The 16516-nt window shown below is 44.3% G+C and carries 11 protein-coding genes; 3 read left to right on the top strand and 8 right to left on the bottom strand.

Annotation, left to right across the window (positions count from 1 at the left end; genetic code table 11):
* Positions 1-265 precede the first annotated feature (265 nt).
* From A1019T_RS01050 to dxs, 3 genes are all read right to left on the bottom strand, one after another.
* Positions 266-913 (bottom strand): hypothetical protein, encoded by a 648-nt coding sequence (locus A1019T_RS01050; RefSeq protein ID WP_077450030.1) that lies wholly within the window; start codon positions 911-913, stop codon positions 266-268.
* A 130-nt stretch (positions 914-1043) separates the two neighbouring features.
* On the bottom strand, positions 1044-1874 hold the full coding sequence (locus A1019T_RS01055; protein ID WP_077450031.1) for an inositol monophosphatase family protein: 831 nt from the start codon (positions 1872-1874) through the stop codon (positions 1044-1046).
* 95 nt (positions 1875-1969) lie between these two features.
* Complete coding sequence (gene dxs / locus A1019T_RS01060) at positions 1970-4081, bottom strand: 1-deoxy-D-xylulose-5-phosphate synthase (protein WP_077450032.1); 2112 nt, start codon at positions 4079-4081, stop codon at positions 1970-1972.
* Positions 4082-4773: 692 nt separating this feature from the next.
* On the opposite strand from dxs, the gene ribA reads away from it, so the two are divergent.
* From ribA to A1019T_RS01080, 3 genes are all read left to right on the top strand, one after another.
* Positions 4774-5457, top strand: coding sequence for a GTP cyclohydrolase II (ribA, locus tag A1019T_RS01070; protein WP_077450034.1), 684 nt, complete (start codon positions 4774-4776; stop codon positions 5455-5457).
* Positions 5458-5509: 52 nt separating this feature from the next.
* Entirely contained in the window at positions 5510-6520 is a 1011-nt protein-coding gene (hemF, locus tag A1019T_RS01075) for an oxygen-dependent coproporphyrinogen oxidase (RefSeq protein ID WP_077450035.1), read from the top strand.
* Between the two features lie 204 nt (positions 6521-6724).
* Positions 6725-7174, top strand: coding sequence for a c-type cytochrome (locus A1019T_RS01080; protein WP_077450036.1), 450 nt, complete (start codon positions 6725-6727; stop codon positions 7172-7174).
* Positions 7175-7274: 100 nt separating this feature from the next.
* Here A1019T_RS01080 and A1019T_RS01085 read toward each other — a convergent pair whose 3' ends face one another.
* The 5 genes from A1019T_RS01085 to gltB all read right to left on the bottom strand — a co-directional run bounded on the left by A1019T_RS01085 (position 7275) and on the right by gltB (position 16190).
* Positions 7275-8273, bottom strand: coding sequence for a mechanosensitive ion channel family protein (locus tag A1019T_RS01085; RefSeq protein ID WP_077450037.1), 999 nt, complete (start codon positions 8271-8273; stop codon positions 7275-7277).
* A gap of 179 nt (positions 8274-8452) precedes the next feature.
* Positions 8453-8998, bottom strand: coding sequence for a lactoylglutathione lyase (gloA, locus tag A1019T_RS01090; protein ID WP_077450038.1), 546 nt, complete (start codon positions 8996-8998; stop codon positions 8453-8455).
* A 169-nt stretch (positions 8999-9167) separates the two neighbouring features.
* On the bottom strand, positions 9168-9815 hold the full coding sequence (locus tag A1019T_RS01095) for a carbonic anhydrase (protein ID WP_077450039.1): 648 nt from the start codon (positions 9813-9815) through the stop codon (positions 9168-9170).
* A 200-nt stretch (positions 9816-10015) separates the two neighbouring features.
* Entirely contained in the window at positions 10016-11434 is a 1419-nt protein-coding gene (locus tag A1019T_RS01100; protein WP_077450040.1) for a glutamate synthase subunit beta, read from the bottom strand.
* Between the two features lie 214 nt (positions 11435-11648).
* On the bottom strand, positions 11649-16190 hold the full coding sequence (gltB, locus tag A1019T_RS01105) for a glutamate synthase large subunit (RefSeq protein WP_077450041.1): 4542 nt from the start codon (positions 16188-16190) through the stop codon (positions 11649-11651).
* Positions 16191-16516: the final 326 nt, after the last annotated feature.

Here is a 16516-nt window from a genome sequence, read left to right on the forward strand (position 1 = left end):
GCAAAGAAGCGTTGTAGCCGTCTGTAATTACTGTTTGTCCTACCTTTGACAAATCCTCTTGCTATTTGTTTGAGGTTGCTACTTTGTACTTGTATTATCGCTAGAGTAATTAAGGCTAAACACGTCAATCTTGCCTTGTTCATGGTTAGGTTTTGCGATAATATATTTATGAGCTGATTAAGGTTTGGCATAGTGTGGTTCGTCAGAAAAATTACTATTATGCCTTGTCCTTAGTCAGCTTTTTTGTTTTTGTCGTGTACAGAGATTACTTACTTATAAAACGACTGCCTTCAGCTGGCTCAATTAATAGCCTTACGCCCATTTCAGAGATTTCACAAACATAAACTCCTTCTCCAACCACTCCTATGGCTCGTTGTTGGGTCTTTTGCAAAATATAATTAGAGAAAGCTTGATCTAGTAACTCTGCCACTTTGGGCTTGGCTTCTGATGGCGACAGCTCAGGATTTAACGCCAGCATGGAAGCCGTCACTAACTGCGATAATTTAGCACCCGATTTTTCTAACTGCCCATTTGAGGGCATGGTGTAAATTAAAGCTTCTAATGCTCCCGACTCACTCACCTCGCCGGTAAGGCTTATGTGATGGGGATAATCTACTATAAAAGCATTACCTGAGTCTCCTTCTACTACTTCTGTCAGGGTCATAGTCGCAAATTCAGTATTGGCCAGTAACTCATTCACCTTACTGCCATAGTCTTCAACCTTAATGTCAAAGTTTGGCTTTTTAATTAACTTGGCAGCTTGCCCATGATTGGAAGTCTGAGTATGACCAATAGGCGCCACATCTTCGGTATTAGTTACAGCCGCTTTAGGGTCGGCATTTTCCGACTCTGCATTACAGCCTACGATTAAAAGTAGGCAGGCAGCTAGGGCACTCAGCATTGGCTTTTTCATGGCTTATCCCAATTATTATATTTCATCTATACGAATAGCTATTTTAACCGTTATAAACCAAATTTATTAGTTCAAAAAAAGCCCATAAATCATAATGATCTATGGGCTTTAATCAGACTAACTATTGGTGTTAACGAACCGCATTACCCCAAGTAGGCACAACCATTTGCATTAATGGTTTTAACAGTTTTACGTTACAAGCAAAAATAGAACCTGTTTGCATGGAGTTATGCGCACCATGATGATCCACAACCACACCACGCGCTTCATTAACGATTAGCTCACCAGCAGCGATATCCCAAGGCTTAAGCTTCATCTCAAAATAACCATCAAAACGACCTGCGGCTACGTAAGCTAAGTCTAAAGCGGCTGAGCCTAAACGACGTACTTGGCCGCCCTCTTCAGCAATTTTTTGTAGCGTAGCAAAGTGCTCTTTGGCATAAGAGACGACTTTATCACCTTCTTGACGCTCAAGAGGATGACCGGTAGTGAATAAGCCACCTTCAATCGTTTTGCGTTGGCTTACTTGCAAGCGGCGCTGATTTAAACGAGCGCCTTTACCACGGCTGGCAGAAAACATCTCATCACGAACAGGGTCATAAATCACACCATGCTGGGTAACCCCATTATGCTGTACTGCGATAGAGATACAAAAGTGGGGAACTCCGTGCACAAAGTTTTGTGTACCATCTAAAGGATCAATAATCCAGCACCATTCTGAGTCACTGCCCTGACCTTCTTGTAGGCCAAACTCTTCTCCTAAAAAAGAGTGATTTGGATAGTTGTACTTCAACGTTTCAATCGTCAACTCTTCACTAAAGCGGTCAATCTTAGTGACAAGACCTTCAAGGCCTTTTGATTCAGTATCGAATTCAATTTTGTGACGGTTGTGATGCGCTTTTAATAGTTCCGCACCGACTTTTTCAGCAGCACGTGCTGCTATTACGACCATTGGTTCCATAATTTTCCTATTTGCTCTATTAAAGCGGTTGAAAACTTAGCTGAAATTCTCAGCTAAGGTTAATTGATATAAGTGTCATCACTTAAAAGATTGATTTATTGTACTGTGAATAAGCTGCGCAATTGTGAGGTGACGCCCGCCACATCTAAGCCACAATCTGCCAACTGCTCATCATGACTACCATGAGCGATAAACTCATCAGCAATACCAATATTTTTGATATCAAGCTGCTGCTTCATACCTGAAATATGGTTTAATAAATATTCATTGACAGCACTGCCTGCACCGCCCATCACCACGTGCTCTTCAAGAGTAACAATATGGGTGTAGCCCTTAGCGATTAACTCATCGATAAGCTGGGTGTCCAGTGGTTTTACCCAGCGCATGTTGACCACGCTAATTTCTACAGGACCTTCAAGATCAGTATCTGCCATTAGCGCCTTTGCGGCGGCATCTGCAGTGGCGACCATTGGGCCAAAGGCCAATAGAGCCAGCTTATAAGGGTTGCTATTTGAAGCGCTATCTTGGGAGTGATAAACCGCTTCTACCACAGCTTTACCCACCTCATAGCTTTGCGCAGGCTTGGTGATTTCGACACCAGGGCCTGTACCACGAGGATAACGTACCGCTGTCGCACCTTTATATTCATAACAAGTGTTTAATAAGTGATAACACTCATTTTCATCTTTAGGTGTGGCAATCACTAAGTTTGGTACACAGCGCATATAAGCCAAATCAAACACGCCAGCGTGGGTAGCCCCATCTTCGCCTACTAGACCTGCCCTATCGATCCCGAACGTCACATCCAAATTTTGTAAAGCAACGTCATGAATCAGCTGATCATAACCGCGCTGTAGGAAGGTTGAGTAAATAGCAACAATTGGTTTTATATCTAATGTGGCCATGCCAGCCGCTAAGGTCACTGCATGCTGTTCGGCGATAGCTACATCATAGAACTGCTCAGGATATTGCTTAGCAAATTCAGTCATGCCTGAGCCCTCTTCCATAGCAGGAGTAATGGCAATTAACTTATTATCGACAGCCGCTTTGTCACAAAGAAACTCGCCGAATACTTGCGAATATTTTTTCTTAGGAGCAGCAGTCTGAACGGCAGTAGTAGACTCATTGCTCTGCTGCTGTGGCTGTGGCAATTTACTAATGGCATGATAGGTGACCGGATCACCTTCGGCAGGAATAAAACCTTTACCTTTGGTGGTGTATACGTGAACTAACACTGGGCCAGAAACGTTTTTAGCACGCTCTAGTACTCTCAATAGCTCTGGTAAGTCATGGCCGTCAAAGGGACCAAAATAACTAAAACCAATGGCTTTAAATAGGTTATCTGCTACTTTTGGGATATCACGTAAAGCACTATGGCGAGCCCGACGCTCAGACAAAGGCATCTCAGGTCGATGGGTCAGCTTAGGCTTACCCTTCGCTGTAATATCTACTTGATAACCCGATTCCCACAGCATTGCTAGGTGACGTGAAAAGCCGCCAATTGAGCATGAAATTGACATGTCATTGTCGTTAAGCACGACCAGTAAATCAGCGTTTTGTTGCACCGCATCATTTAGTGCCTCAAAAGCCATACCTCCGGTCATAGCCCCATCACCGATAACACAAGCCACTTTGGCATCTGATTTTAAATGACGTAAAGCTAAGCTCATGCCAAGACCGGCAGAGATAGACGTTGATGAATGTCCCACCCCAAAGGTGTCGTATTCTGATTCTTGACGTTCAGGGAAGGCAGTAAGGCCTTGTTTTGAGCGGATGCTCGATAAACGGTCACGACGACCGGTCAAAACTTTATGGGCATAGGCTTGATGGCCCACGTCCCAGACTAATTTGTCGTTAGGAGTATCCAACAAGTAATGTAAGGCTACCGTTAATTCAACCACCCCTAAGTTGGCGCCAAAATGTCCGCCACTTTGGCCTGCAGAATAAAGCAGGTACTCACGCAGCTCATCAGCTAGGGTCAGCAATTGCTCCTGGCTTAATGGCTTTAAATCAGCAGGTGACTCTATCGTGTCTAATAACGGAGTAGTAGGTCGTGAAGTAGGAATTTCACTAAAAAGACGCATGGCTGCTGGCTTATTAGCCACAACCTCAGAAACCGCCACATCAGCACTGCTATTTACCGAAGGTGAGTCCATTTGATGCGAGGGCGCAGGCTTGGGCTTAGTTGAATTAGAATATTGCTGCATAGACCTTAAAAAACCTACTAATCTTAGTATATAGACGCTGTGTATCAAGCCACTAGCACTGACTTAATATCATCTTTTGCTCATATCAAGGTAAAACTTTACCAAAACCATAAGCGAAGCATCAGTATGGGTGAATATGGGTAAAAATAATGTGTCTGTCCTTTGACAACTGCCCAGTTTAACTGCTGAACACTGCTAAGTTATCAGACCTATGCATCTTCTGCACAGATTAAACCCGTTCCAGTATTCTTTATTGCAGCAGTCATTATCTTCTGGTGACAACTGAGTATTTTCGCCTAAGGCTACTAGGTACTGTTCTGTTGCCACTTGATATTTAGTGAACTGCCGTCATTTACTTCCCTATGATAAGTTATAATGGCCATAATACGCCATACTGTCTTAACCAAAGAATTATATTATAGTGAACGCTAGGCCCATTTAGGCAAGGATATCCTATCTCAGGTACCCAAGCCCAGGTCAAGCAAACACTGTATCGGGATTAAGAGTATGGCATAATACCATTTTTTTTCATTTAACGCTTTATTCATCGGACTCGCTATGTGAAATTTCTATGTATTTCACTAAGGTCTATGAAGTATGGCCGGCTAATAAATGCCACCGACGCTTAGTTTGTATTGATATACCAACCTAAATCCCACCCTTATTCACGAATATGACTCCTTAGGTCTGTAATGTCTCAACAATTTTCAGAAACCAAAACACACTCTCCTTATAAGTTTGTTAGTAAGGCAAAACTTCCCACAGTTCATGGAGAGTTTGATATCCATGTCTTTGAAAACGAGGAGAATCAAGAGCACGTGATGCTGACTTGTGGTCTGCCTTTAGATCCCACTGCAAAAAAAACAGCTGAGCAAACAGCGCCGTTAGTTCGTATCCATTCAGAGTGTCTAACTGGCGACGCTTTTTCTTCATTGAAGTGTGATTGTGGGCCCCAACTTAATGCGACAATGCAAGCCATACAGCAAGAAGGCTGTGGGGCTATTTTGTATTTGCGTCAAGAAGGTCGAGGCATTGGTCTGACCAATAAAATTCGTGCTTACGCTTTACAAGACCAAGGCCATGACACTCTAGATGCCAACTTGATTTTGGGTTTACCGGCGGACGCCCGTACTTACGAGATGTGCAAACCTATGTTAGACCATGTGGGAATTAGTAAGCTACGCCTGTTGACCAATAACCCTGATAAGCTAAGTTATTTACAGGACTTAGGCTTTGAGGTGGTAGAGCGCATTCCTTTGGTCGTTGGTCTTAATCCTTTTAATGTGGATTATTTGGCCACCAAGCGTGAGCGTATGGGACATCATTTGGCCAATGACATCTCCTCTTTGGTCTTCAAACCCACCTCAGACCAATAACTTTGTCCTTCTCTATTTTACCCACTGAACTTATCTTTTAACGGAGTACGGCATGACTATTTCTTCTATCGGAACCCCCAATCTTTCACAAAATACTTCTGATAAAAGCAGCACCCCTACTGCGCATGATATTCAGCGGGTACGTGATTTTTTAGTTCAATTACAAGCGGATATCTGCCAAGCCTTGGAACAGCAAGAGGCTGAAGGCGGTGGCACAGCAACGTTCACTCCCGATGACTGGAAGCGCCCTGAAGGGGGCGGTGGCCGTTCATGTGTTATGGCAGACGGTAAAGTTATTGAAAAAGCAGGGGTGATGTTTAGCCACATCCACATTAGCAACTTACCTGCGGCTGCCACTGCGCGTCACTCTGACATTGCGGGCCGTAAAGCCCAAGCTTTGGGGGTGTCTTTAGTGGTGCACCCTCGTAACCCTAATGTGCCGACCAGTCATGCCAACGTGCGTTTGTTTGTGGCCGAAAAAGAAGGCGAAGATCCTATTTGGTGGTTTGGCGGGGGTTTTGATTTGACTCCTTTTTATCCAGTATTAGAAGACTGTGTGCACTGGCATCAGGTTTGTCATGACCTATCTGCTCCATTTGGGGATGAGATTTATCCTGAATTCAAAAAGTGGTGTGACGATTATTTCTATTTGCGCCACCGCAATGAGCAGCGAGGAGTGGGTGGTCTGTTTTATGATGATGTGAACACCTCAAGTCGTGGCTGGGACTTTGAGACCTGCTTTAAGCACATGCAAGCGGTCGGTGAAGGCTATCTACAGGCGGTATTGCCTATCTTTAATAAACGCAAAGAGTTGCCTTATACCGAACAGCAACGAGAATTCCAACTGTATCGCCGGGGCCGTTATGTGGAATATAACCTAGTTTATGATCGGGGTACTTTATTTGGTTTACAAAGTAACGGCCGTATCGAGTCCATTTTGGTGAGCCTTCCTCCGCTAACCGGATGGCATTATCGCTATGAGCCTGAGCCGGGCACTCCTGAATATGAGTTAACCGACTTTTATCTAAAACCACGTGATTGGCTTAGTCTAGAAGCTCCTTAATAATAAGGATAATTACTTTAAGTAGTAACAAGATAGCCACATTACTATTGTGACATTTAAAATATTTTTGGTAATATGACCAAATAACCCATGTGGTGTTATAATAAACACCTGTTTTTTAACCATTTTGGTCTTTGAATTATTTGGACCTATTAACTTTTTAAATTACTAACTTTTAATAAGTATAAAAGCAAGGATACTGCTATGAAAATTAAATCACTGTTTTTAACAGCCGCCCTCCCCCTAACTTTGACCTTAGCGGCCTGTTCAGGAGGCTCAAATCCAGACGTTAGCGCCCGCCAGGACGTTATGAAAGACTGGAAAGACGCTATGGGTGTTATGGGCGGTATGGCAGAAGCTCCAGATACTTTTGATCTAGCCAAGTTCCAAGAGAACGCTCAGTTCTTAGCCGAGTCTGCTAATAAGCCATGGACTCATTTTAATGATCAAAATCAATTGGGCGGGGCTACTGAAGCAGTTTGGACCAATGCCGATGAGTTCAAAGCGGAAGCTGAAAACTTTCAACAAGTTACTGCTGAATTAAATACAGCTGCACAAAATGCCACTACTCTAGATGAAATCCTACCTGCTTTAAAGCCTGTGGGTGACGGCTGTCAGTCTTGCCACGAAGACTTCAAAAAACCAAACGATTAACCCTTACATAGTTTCTAATAAAAACTGATTTCTAGTAAAAAAGCCCTGAAAATATCAGGGCTTTTTTTGTTTCAGGAAACTACATTTTCTATCAAAATTATCACTGCGGCGGTGCTTGGTTTGATTTAGCTTGAAGTTCAGGTTGAGATTGGCTTTGAGCATTGGCTGCAGACGGCTCAGCTTGACTTTGCAAATTAAAAATATGGTTGGCTAACGCTTTGGCAGAGGCATCACTAAAATCCAAAGTACGTATTGGGAAAGGAATATTAATGCCTGCAGCATCTAGGTTTGATTTTATTTGCACAATGACTTCGTGAATTGAGGCGACTTTATTAGCCTGCGTCCCATCGTCGATATACCAACGCACTTTTAAATCGATACTAGAGCCTGCAAACTCTGTAGCCACAACCGAGGGCTCGGCAAGTTTCGACACTGTCTCAGATTGCTTCAATGCTTTGAGTATTTCCGCTTTGGCTTCATTAATATCATTTTCATAGCCAATCCCTATGGTCAACTCCAATCGGCGACGCTTATAAGCGGTATTTACCGTTAACGCACTGGTATAGAGTTGCGAGTTGGGAATCACCACTTGCCGGCCGTCATAAGTTCGAATGGTGGTCGCACGCACCTTGATGTCCTCGACGGTGCCTTCATACTCCCCTGAGACAATCTGATCCCCTATACGAAAAGGCTCAGACAGTAGCAATAAGATCCCCGATAATAGATTCTGAAAAATGTCTTTGAACGCAAAGCCGATGGCTACCGAACCAATACCCAACGCGCCCACTAATTTAGCGGGTGTAAAGCCCGGTATGGCAATCACCATGGCCACCATTAATCCCACGAAAATAATCAATGCCCCGCCAATTCGCTGAAACACCCGGATCAAGTTGCGATGGGTGTGCGTCTTTGATAACAGCTTAGTGACTAGCTTTTTGAATAAAATGGACAGCAACCAAAATAGCAACAGCACTGATAATGCAACCATAAAATAAGGCAACCGCACCATAAAATCATGCATCATTTGATTGGCCGCAGAGGCTATGGTCTGGTATTCATTAATCTTATCACTGACATTATCGACATTAAGCTGTGGCATGGTACTCCTATTTTTCTATTTGAAGACTTTCTTTAATTGTAGCTTTATTTTTTAGGCTAATTTTAGTGCTTTCTTTAGGTCTTTGGTTAATTTTAAGTTTAAAAAAGCTGGCTCTACTTTTAGTAAAGCCAGCTTTGGTATCACATCTTAAATAAGCAGTGTCTGCTTTAACTGCTTTATTAGGCCATCAAATCAGCTTGTACCACTTCAATCCAGTAGCCATCGACATCTTTAATAAATACCACATTTTTCATTTTGCCTTCATCAGGGCGCTTTTTAAATTCTACGTTATTTTTATCAAACCATTCTACTGCTGCTTGTAAATCTGGCACGCTAAAGCAGATATGACCAAAACCTTGAGGTTCAGCATTACCGTCATGATAGATGCGACCCTCTTGTGTCTCGGTACCGTAGTTGTGAGTTAATTCTAAAATACCACGCTGACGGAAAGTATAAATGGCCAAATCTTTGTCTTCTGGCAAATTAGCAATCTCTTCTTCGGTCAGCTTAGCTAAGAAATATAAATCAAATTCCATTTCAGGGAATTTCTTTACGGTCAAAAGCGTCATGCCCAGTACACCTGTATAAAACTTAAGCGACTCTTTGGGATCTTTAACACGTAACATGGTGTGGTTAAAAGTATAGCCAGTAGTGGCAGCAGCGATAGGCTCTACGCCTTCCACCACAACTGAGCTTTTTGGTTGGTCAATATAATCAACAGACATTATTATTTCCTTCGGTTATCAAGTATGGCAATGAAAAAATAGCTTCTTAAATAAATAGCTGGTTAGAAAAGACGTGGTCTGACATAAAAAAACTGACTTAATATAAGCCACTGTCTCTTATTGTCTTTATGGCTCTTATTTATCACAATTCAACCATGCCCTCGAGAGGCTACATAGGTAGAAACTCAACTTCACCAGTGTCTAAGTTATACTCTGCCCCAACAATTAGTAACTCACCGCTGCGATTCATATCCTCAAGCAGGCGTGACGCGTGCTTTAATTGACTAACAGACATACGCACATTAGCGCTGATTGAGCTATCAATTAGCTTTTGCTTATCTATTTCACCGCCTTTGGCTGTGGCAAGCTCATGTAAGTTGTAGACACTGGGGCGAATACGATCAACAATAGATTGTAAATTGGTGGTGTAATTTTGCTCTGGATTCATCAGGGCTTCGACACAAGCGGTGACCGCACCACAATGCGAATGACCCAGCACCATGACCAGACGCGTCCCAAACTTCTCAACCGCAAATTCAATCGAGCCAATCTGAGAGGGGGCTACCACATTACCCGCCACTCGAATAACGAATAAATCGCCTAAGCCCTGATCAAACACAATTTCCACTGGCACCCGAGCATCTGAGCAGCCTAGAATAATCGCGAAAGGATCTTGCTCTGAAATCAATTCATGGCGGGCAGGTACAGGATGATCGGGGTCGGTCAGGCTTTTTACGTAGCGGGCATTGCCTACTTTTAACCATTGTAAGGCCTCTTCTCCTGTTTTAGGTCTATCCCCTGAGTTTCTTGATGGCATAATAATAATCTCATGACAATTTGCAATAATATGGACCCTAATTTTAGCATAGGTCTAGAGCTTTCTTAGCCCTTATTGTTGTTATCATGAACAGCGCCAAACTCAGCACAAACTCTTCCTGTTTAGACAAAACTTTAGACAGCATAAAGCCCTCACAGGGAGGGCTCTATTAATAAAACTAGTTCTTTAACTTTAAAAGATTAAACTTCTAAATAATCCAAAATACCTTTGGCTGCTTCACGGCCTTCCCAAATGGCAGTTACCACTAAGTCAGAACCACGAACCATATCCCCACCAGCGAACACTTTAGGATTACTGGTTTGGAATTTAAACTTTTGCTCTTCAGCCGCTAGAACGCGACCTGATTCATCAGTAGTAATTTCACTGGTCTCAAACCAATCTGCTGGGCTCGGACGGAAACCAAAGGCCATAATTACCACGTCACACTCAATAATTTCTTCAGAGTTTGGAATAGGCTCAGGACGCTGACGACCTCGGTTGTCTGGCTTGCCAAGCTGAGTAGTCACCACTTTTACCCCAGTGACTTGACCATTTAGACCCACAATTTGAGTCGGCTGACGGTTGAATAAAAATTCAACGCCCTCTTCTTTGGCATTTTTTACTTCGCGTAGCGAGCCTGGCATGTTGGCTTCATCACGGCGATAAGCACACACTACTCGCTCCGCCCCTTGACGAATCGCGGTACGGTTACAGTCCATCGCCGTATCGCCTCCACCAAGTACCACTACCTTTTTGTCTTTTAGATTAATGTACTCTGCAGGGTTTTCTTCCCAGTCATTGCAGCGATTGACATTGGCAATTAGGTAATCTAGCGCATCATATACGCCGTTCAGCTCTTCACCTGGGTAGCCACCGCGCATGTAAGTATAAGTGCCCATGCCCATAAACACCGCGTCGTATTCTTCAAGCAGCTGATCAACAGTGACATCGGTGCCGATTTCAGTGTTTAAGCGAAACTCAATACCCATGCCTTCAAAGACCGTACGGCGATTGCGCATCACTTGTTTTTCCATCTTGAACTCTGGAATACCAAAGGTCAGTAGTCCGCCAATTTCTGGACGTTTATCAAACACAACTGGCTTCACGCCTGCACGAACTAAAATATCAGCACAGCCAAGACCGGCAGGACCGGCACCAATAATGGCCACTTTTTTGTCCGTCCACTGCACATCACTCATATCTGGGCGCCAACCTAAAGCAAAGGCAGTGTCGTTAATGTACTTTTCGACATTACCAATGGTCACCGCGCCAAAGCCGTCGTTTAAAGTACAGGCCCCTTCACACAATCTATCCTGTGGACAAACACGGCCACACACTTCAGGCAAGGTGTTGGTACGGTGGCACAATTCTGCAGCTTGGAAGATTTGACCTTCTGTTGCCATTTTTAGCCAGTTTGGAATGTAGTTATGTACCGGACATTTCCACTCACAATAAGGGTTACCACATTCTAAGCAGCGATGGGCTTGCTGCGCGGCTTCTTGAGATTCAAAGGGGGTATAAATCTCCACAAATTCAGTTGAACGGGTAACGATGTCTTTTTTCTCAGGTTCACGACGAGGCACATCTAAAAACTGAAAGTTATTATTAATACGCTTCATTAGGGTTTTGTCTCCTTAAGTTGGTATCACGTTTAGGACAATTAGGGCCAAAATAAAGGCTGCTCTTAATTGTCTACTAAACGCAAAACCTGCCGCACGAAGGGGGTAATTACCTTCATTTGGACAAAATATACTGGGTAAAAGTTAAACAATTACCGGTTAAATGGCTGTGATCTCAAATTACCGAGACCACAGCGTACGACTTGGCACAGATTTATTGTGGATCAGCTGTAGTGCTATGGAGCAATGACGCCATATTGGCCGCTTTAGGCTTCACCAAGAAGACTTTACGCACATAGTGTTCGAAGTCAGCTAGGATTTGACGACCCCAAGCACTGCCTGTTTTTTCCACATGGGTTTCAATGATCTGTTTTAGATAAATGCGGTGCTCTTCAGTTTGCTCGCTTGAGATGCGATGCAAGTCGATAAGCTCGTGGTTACAACGATCAAAGAAAGTGTTGTCCAAGTCTAGAACGAAAGCAAAACCACCGGTCATACCTGCGCCAAAGTTTAATCCCGTCTTGCCCAGTACCGTCACTACGCCGCCAGTCATATACTCACAGCAGTGGTCACCCACCCCTTCTACAACCGCATGAGCGCCTGAGTTACGAACCGCAAAACGCTCGCCTGCAGTGCCTGAGGCGTATAACTTGCCTCCCGTAGCTCCATACAGACAAGTGTTACCGATAATGGCGGTATTTTGCGAAGCAAAAGTTGAGCCTTTTGGCGGATAAATCACAATCTCGCCACCCGCCATACCTTTACCCACATAGTCGTTGGCATCGCCTTCAAGCTCGATATTTAGGCCGCCGGCATTCCATACGCCCAAGCTTTGACCCGCTGTCCCTGCCAAATGCAGCTTAATAGGACTGTCTGACATGCCTAAGTTACCCCAGACCTGAGCGATCTCACCTGAGATACGGGCGCCAATAGAACGGTCGCAGTTGCCCACTTGATAGCTAAAGGTGCCGCCTTGACCTTGGCGAATAGGAACAATCATGTCCTCGATCATTTTTTCGGCCAATAGCCCTTTATCAAACGGCTCGTTACGCTCTACTTGGCAAGTTTGTGGCTTGCCTTCTGCCGCAGGATGACTGTGCAATAAGGGCGATAAATCTAGATTACGCTGCTTTTGGGTAGTGCCTTCAAGCACTTGTAATAAGTCAGTACGACCTACTAACTCTTCCATAGAACGTACTCCTAAGAAAGCAAGCCATTCACGGGTTTCAGTTGCCACAAACTTAAAGAAGTTAATTAGCATCTCTGCTTCACCGATAAAGTGATCATCACGCAGACGTGCTTGCTGCGTGGCTACCCCAGTTGGACAGTTATTTAGGTGACAAATACGTAGGTATTTACAGCCCACAGCAATCATAGGCGTGGTGCCAAAGCCAAAGCTTTCCGCGCCTAAAATAGCGGCTTTGACCACATCTAGACCGGTTTTTAGGCCGCCATCAGTTTGCATGCGCACTTTGTCACGCAACCCATTTACCCGTAGCGACTGATGGGCTTCTGCTAAACCTAATTCCCAAGGCGATCCGGCATGGTGAATAGAAGACAGTGGCGAGGCTGCAGTACCGCCATCATAGCCAGAAATGGTAATTAAGTCGGCATACGCCTTGGCAACCCCAGTCGCAATGGTGCCCACGCCAGGACGTGACACTAACTTCACTGATACTAACGCATCGGGATTAACTTGCTTTAAATCAAAAATCAGCTGCGCCAAATCTTCAATCGAATAAATGTCATGATGTGGTGGAGGTGAGATTAAGGTCACCCCAGGTACCGAGTAACGTAAGCGAGCAATTAGTGAGTTCACTTTACCGCCAGGCAACTGCCCTCCTTCACCCGGTTTTGCCCCCTGCGCCACTTTAATCTGTAAGACCTGGGCTGAGCGTAAGTAGGCAGGTGTGACCCCAAATCGACCTGAGGCAATCTGTTTGATTTTTGAGTTACGCATTGTGCCGTAACGCACAGGATCTTCACCGCCCTCACCAGAGTTTGAACGGCCACCAATGGTATTCATTGCCATTGCAATCGCTTCATGAGCCTCAGGCGATAAAGCCCCTAAAGACATCCCCGCAGAGTCAAATCTAGGTAGGATATGTTCAATATCCTCTACCTCATCTACTGAGATACTATTTCCCGATTTTAACTGCAACAAATCACGTAACGTGGCCACAGGACGCGTATTAACTAGGTTGGCATACTCACGATAGTTCTCGTAATCACCAGTACGAACCGCCTTATGCAAGGTGTTAATCACGTCAGGGTTAAACGCATGATACTCTTTGTTAAACACAAACTTGAGCATACCCCCTTGATCTAGGGGCGTACGGCGACTAAAGGCATTCTTAGCTAATAGCGCTTGGTCTAAAGCTAAGTCCTCAAAAGTTGCGCCCTTAATTCGGCTTTGCACCCCTTTGAAGCACAGCTCCACAATCTCATCAGATAGACCAACGGCTTCAAACAACTGAGCGCCGCGGTAAGAGACTATGGTTGAAATGCCCATTTTTGATAAGATTTTTAGCAAACCTTTGTCTAAACCTTTGCGGAAATTGGCTCGGGCTTGTAACGGATCGCCTAATAACTCGCCTGAAGACACCAAGTCTGAAATAACATCATAAGCCAAATAAGGATAAACACAGGTCGCACCAAAGCCAATCAATACCGCTACTTGATGGGAATCACGAGCAATACCCGTTTCAATAATTAAGTTAGCATCGGTACGCAGACCTTTTTCAATTAGATAATGATGTACTGCCCCGGTCACTAAAATAGCGTTGGCGGGTAACTTGCCTTTTTCAATACCTTTATCCGATAAGATAATAAGCGTTTTATTATCTAAAATGGCTTGCTCTACTTGCTCACAAATCTGCTTAATAGCCACATCTAAGCTTAACGATTCATCGTAATTGATATCGATGCGCTGGCTTACGAAATCAGGATCCTCTAGAGCTTCGATCTGCTGCATCTTGCTAGGTGACAATACTGGTGACGACAAGATAATACGGTGAGCATCACGTGGGGTTGGGTTAAAGATATTGGTCTCGGCGCCTAAGCAGGTCTGTAGGGACATAACGATGGACTCTCGTAAAGGGTCAATCGGGGGGTTGGTCACTTGAGCGAATTGCTGACGGAAAAAGTCGGCCACATTACGTACTTGCTTCGACAGCACTGCCATAGGGGTATCATCGCCCATTGAACCCACAGGCTCTTGACCATTTTCGGCATTAGGACGAATAATTTCAGTACGCTCTTCGTTGGTGATGTTAAACATCTTTTGTAGCGCTTTAAGGGGTTCACCACGCACGCCTTGCTCAAGCAATTTTTCTTCAATTTGCTCATTTTCACGAATACGAGTGGCTTCTTCCCGTAGCCATTTGCGATAAGGATGTGCTTTTTTCAAGCGATTACTAATCACCTGATCATCTAGCACCTCTCCATTTAAAGTATCAATAACCAACATTTGACCCGGTCCAACACGGCCTTTGGCGATCACATCATCAGGATCATAATCCCATACGCCGATCTCTGAAGCGACGGTAATATAACCATTTTTGGTGGTGACCCAACGTGACGGACGTAGGCCGTTGCGATCTAGCATACATACCGCATAACGACCATCTTGAATAACCAAACCGGCTGGACCATCCCAAGGCTCCATGTGCTGTGAGTAAAACTCATAAAAAGCACGCAAGTCCATATCCATGCTGTCTACGTTTTGCCAAGCTGGTGGCACTAGAATTGACATGGCGTGGAATAAAGTCATGCCCCCTGAGATAAGCACTTCAAGCATGTTGTCTAAGCTTGAAGAGTCCGAGCCAGTACGGTTCACTAGTGGATGCAGCTGGGTGATTTCTGGTAATTTCGGTGTTTCAAGTTTTGGGGTACGCGCCACAGACCAGTTACGGTTGGCTGTAATGGTGTTTAGTTCACCGTTGTGTGCCAAATAACGGAACGGCTGAGCCAATGGCCAGCGTGGTAGAGTGTTGGTTGAGAAGCGCTGATGGAACACCACAATGTGTGAGTGTAGACGGCTGTCTTGCAAATCACTATAGAAAGCTGGCAAGTCTGATGGCATCACCAGGCCTTTATAAATGACCGTATCACAATTGAGGGAAGTCACATAAAACAGCTCATCTTCGGTCAGTGCTAGCTCTGCTTTTTTGCGCGCAACATACAACTTACGATTGAAGTCTTCGGCACTTAAGTCGCTTGGAGCGTTAACGAAAATTTGTTTGAACTGAGGCAGAGTCTCACGAGCGATTTCACCCACTATCGATAAATCTACGGGCACATCGCGCCAACCGGCTACTATTAAGCCTTGAGCCGCCACTTCTTTATCAAGCACCTGCTGGCTGTGCGCTGCAAGCGTCTCATCAAGATTTAAGAACACCATACCCACAGCGAAGTTTTCATTGAGCTCAAGCCCAATCTCTGAAGCCACCGTGTGAAAAAAATCAACCGGCTTAGCGAGTAATAAACCACAGCCATCTCCGGTCTTACCATCAGCAGCAACGCCGCCGCGGTGAGTCATGCAACTTAAACTATGGATTGCTGTTTTTACTAAATGATGGCTAGGTTTGCCTTCGATGTGAGCAACTAGGCCAAAGCCACAGTTGTCTTTGAAATCTTCAGGAGAGGCTAAATAAGTAGGATGGTCTTGAGGGGAAGGTTCTGAATGGGATTGAGGAGGTTGGCTATCGGGGTAATTATTTTGGGCGGCACAATGGGCTATAAAATTCTGTGTCATGGCATGTCCTTTAATCAGGTGATAAATAATTCTCATCACCTATGAATGTTCGAGATAGGCACAGCTATAGGGATAGATAGAACAGCTGTGTTAGGAAGTGAGCCAAAAAAATAGAGAGTTCGAATAGACATCTCACTTTATATATTAATGACTGTGACGCTTTGTGAGCTCAGTGTTTAACAACAATATATTGTTTAAACATTAATACCCTACCTAATAATGCCGACAAAGCTGGGATAATATTTAACACTTTATCGACCTTACAAGGTACCTATTCATCATCTAATAAAGCGTCGTAAATAATGACTGAATAATGACTGGATTAA

Source organism: Psychrobacter piechaudii, assembly GCF_900162825.1.
Taxonomy (GTDB): Bacteria; Pseudomonadota; Gammaproteobacteria; order Pseudomonadales; family Moraxellaceae; genus Psychrobacter; species Psychrobacter piechaudii.

Bases quoted from the DNA above. Each gene is read 5' to 3' on its own strand.
- gltB (WP_077450041.1), bottom strand. From the start codon at position 16,190: ATGACACAGAATTTTATAGCCCATTGTGCCGCCCAAAATAATTACCCC.
- gloA (WP_077450038.1), bottom strand. From the start codon at position 8,998: ATGTCTGTTGATTATATTGACCAACCAAAAAGCTCAGTTGTGGTGGAA.
- hemF (WP_077450035.1), top strand. From the start codon at position 5,510: ATGACTATTTCTTCTATCGGAACCCCCAATCTTTCACAAAATACTTCT.
- A1019T_RS01055 (WP_077450031.1), bottom strand. From the start codon at position 1,874: ATGGAACCAATGGTCGTAATAGCAGCACGTGCTGCTGAAAAAGTCGGT.
- A1019T_RS01050 (WP_077450030.1), bottom strand. From the start codon at position 913: ATGAAAAAGCCAATGCTGAGTGCCCTAGCTGCCTGCCTACTTTTAATC.
- dxs (WP_077450032.1), bottom strand. From the start codon at position 4,081: ATGCAGCAATATTCTAATTCAACTAAGCCCAAGCCTGCGCCCTCGCAT.
- ribA (WP_077450034.1), top strand. From the start codon at position 4,774: ATGTCTCAACAATTTTCAGAAACCAAAACACACTCTCCTTATAAGTTT.
- A1019T_RS01100 (WP_077450040.1), bottom strand. From the start codon at position 11,434: ATGAAGCGTATTAATAATAACTTTCAGTTTTTAGATGTGCCTCGTCGT.
- A1019T_RS01080 (WP_077450036.1), top strand. From the start codon at position 6,725: ATGAAAATTAAATCACTGTTTTTAACAGCCGCCCTCCCCCTAACTTTG.
- A1019T_RS01095 (WP_077450039.1), bottom strand. From the start codon at position 9,815: ATGCCATCAAGAAACTCAGGGGATAGACCTAAAACAGGAGAAGAGGCC.
- A1019T_RS01085 (WP_077450037.1), bottom strand. From the start codon at position 8,273: ATGCCACAGCTTAATGTCGATAATGTCAGTGATAAGATTAATGAATAC.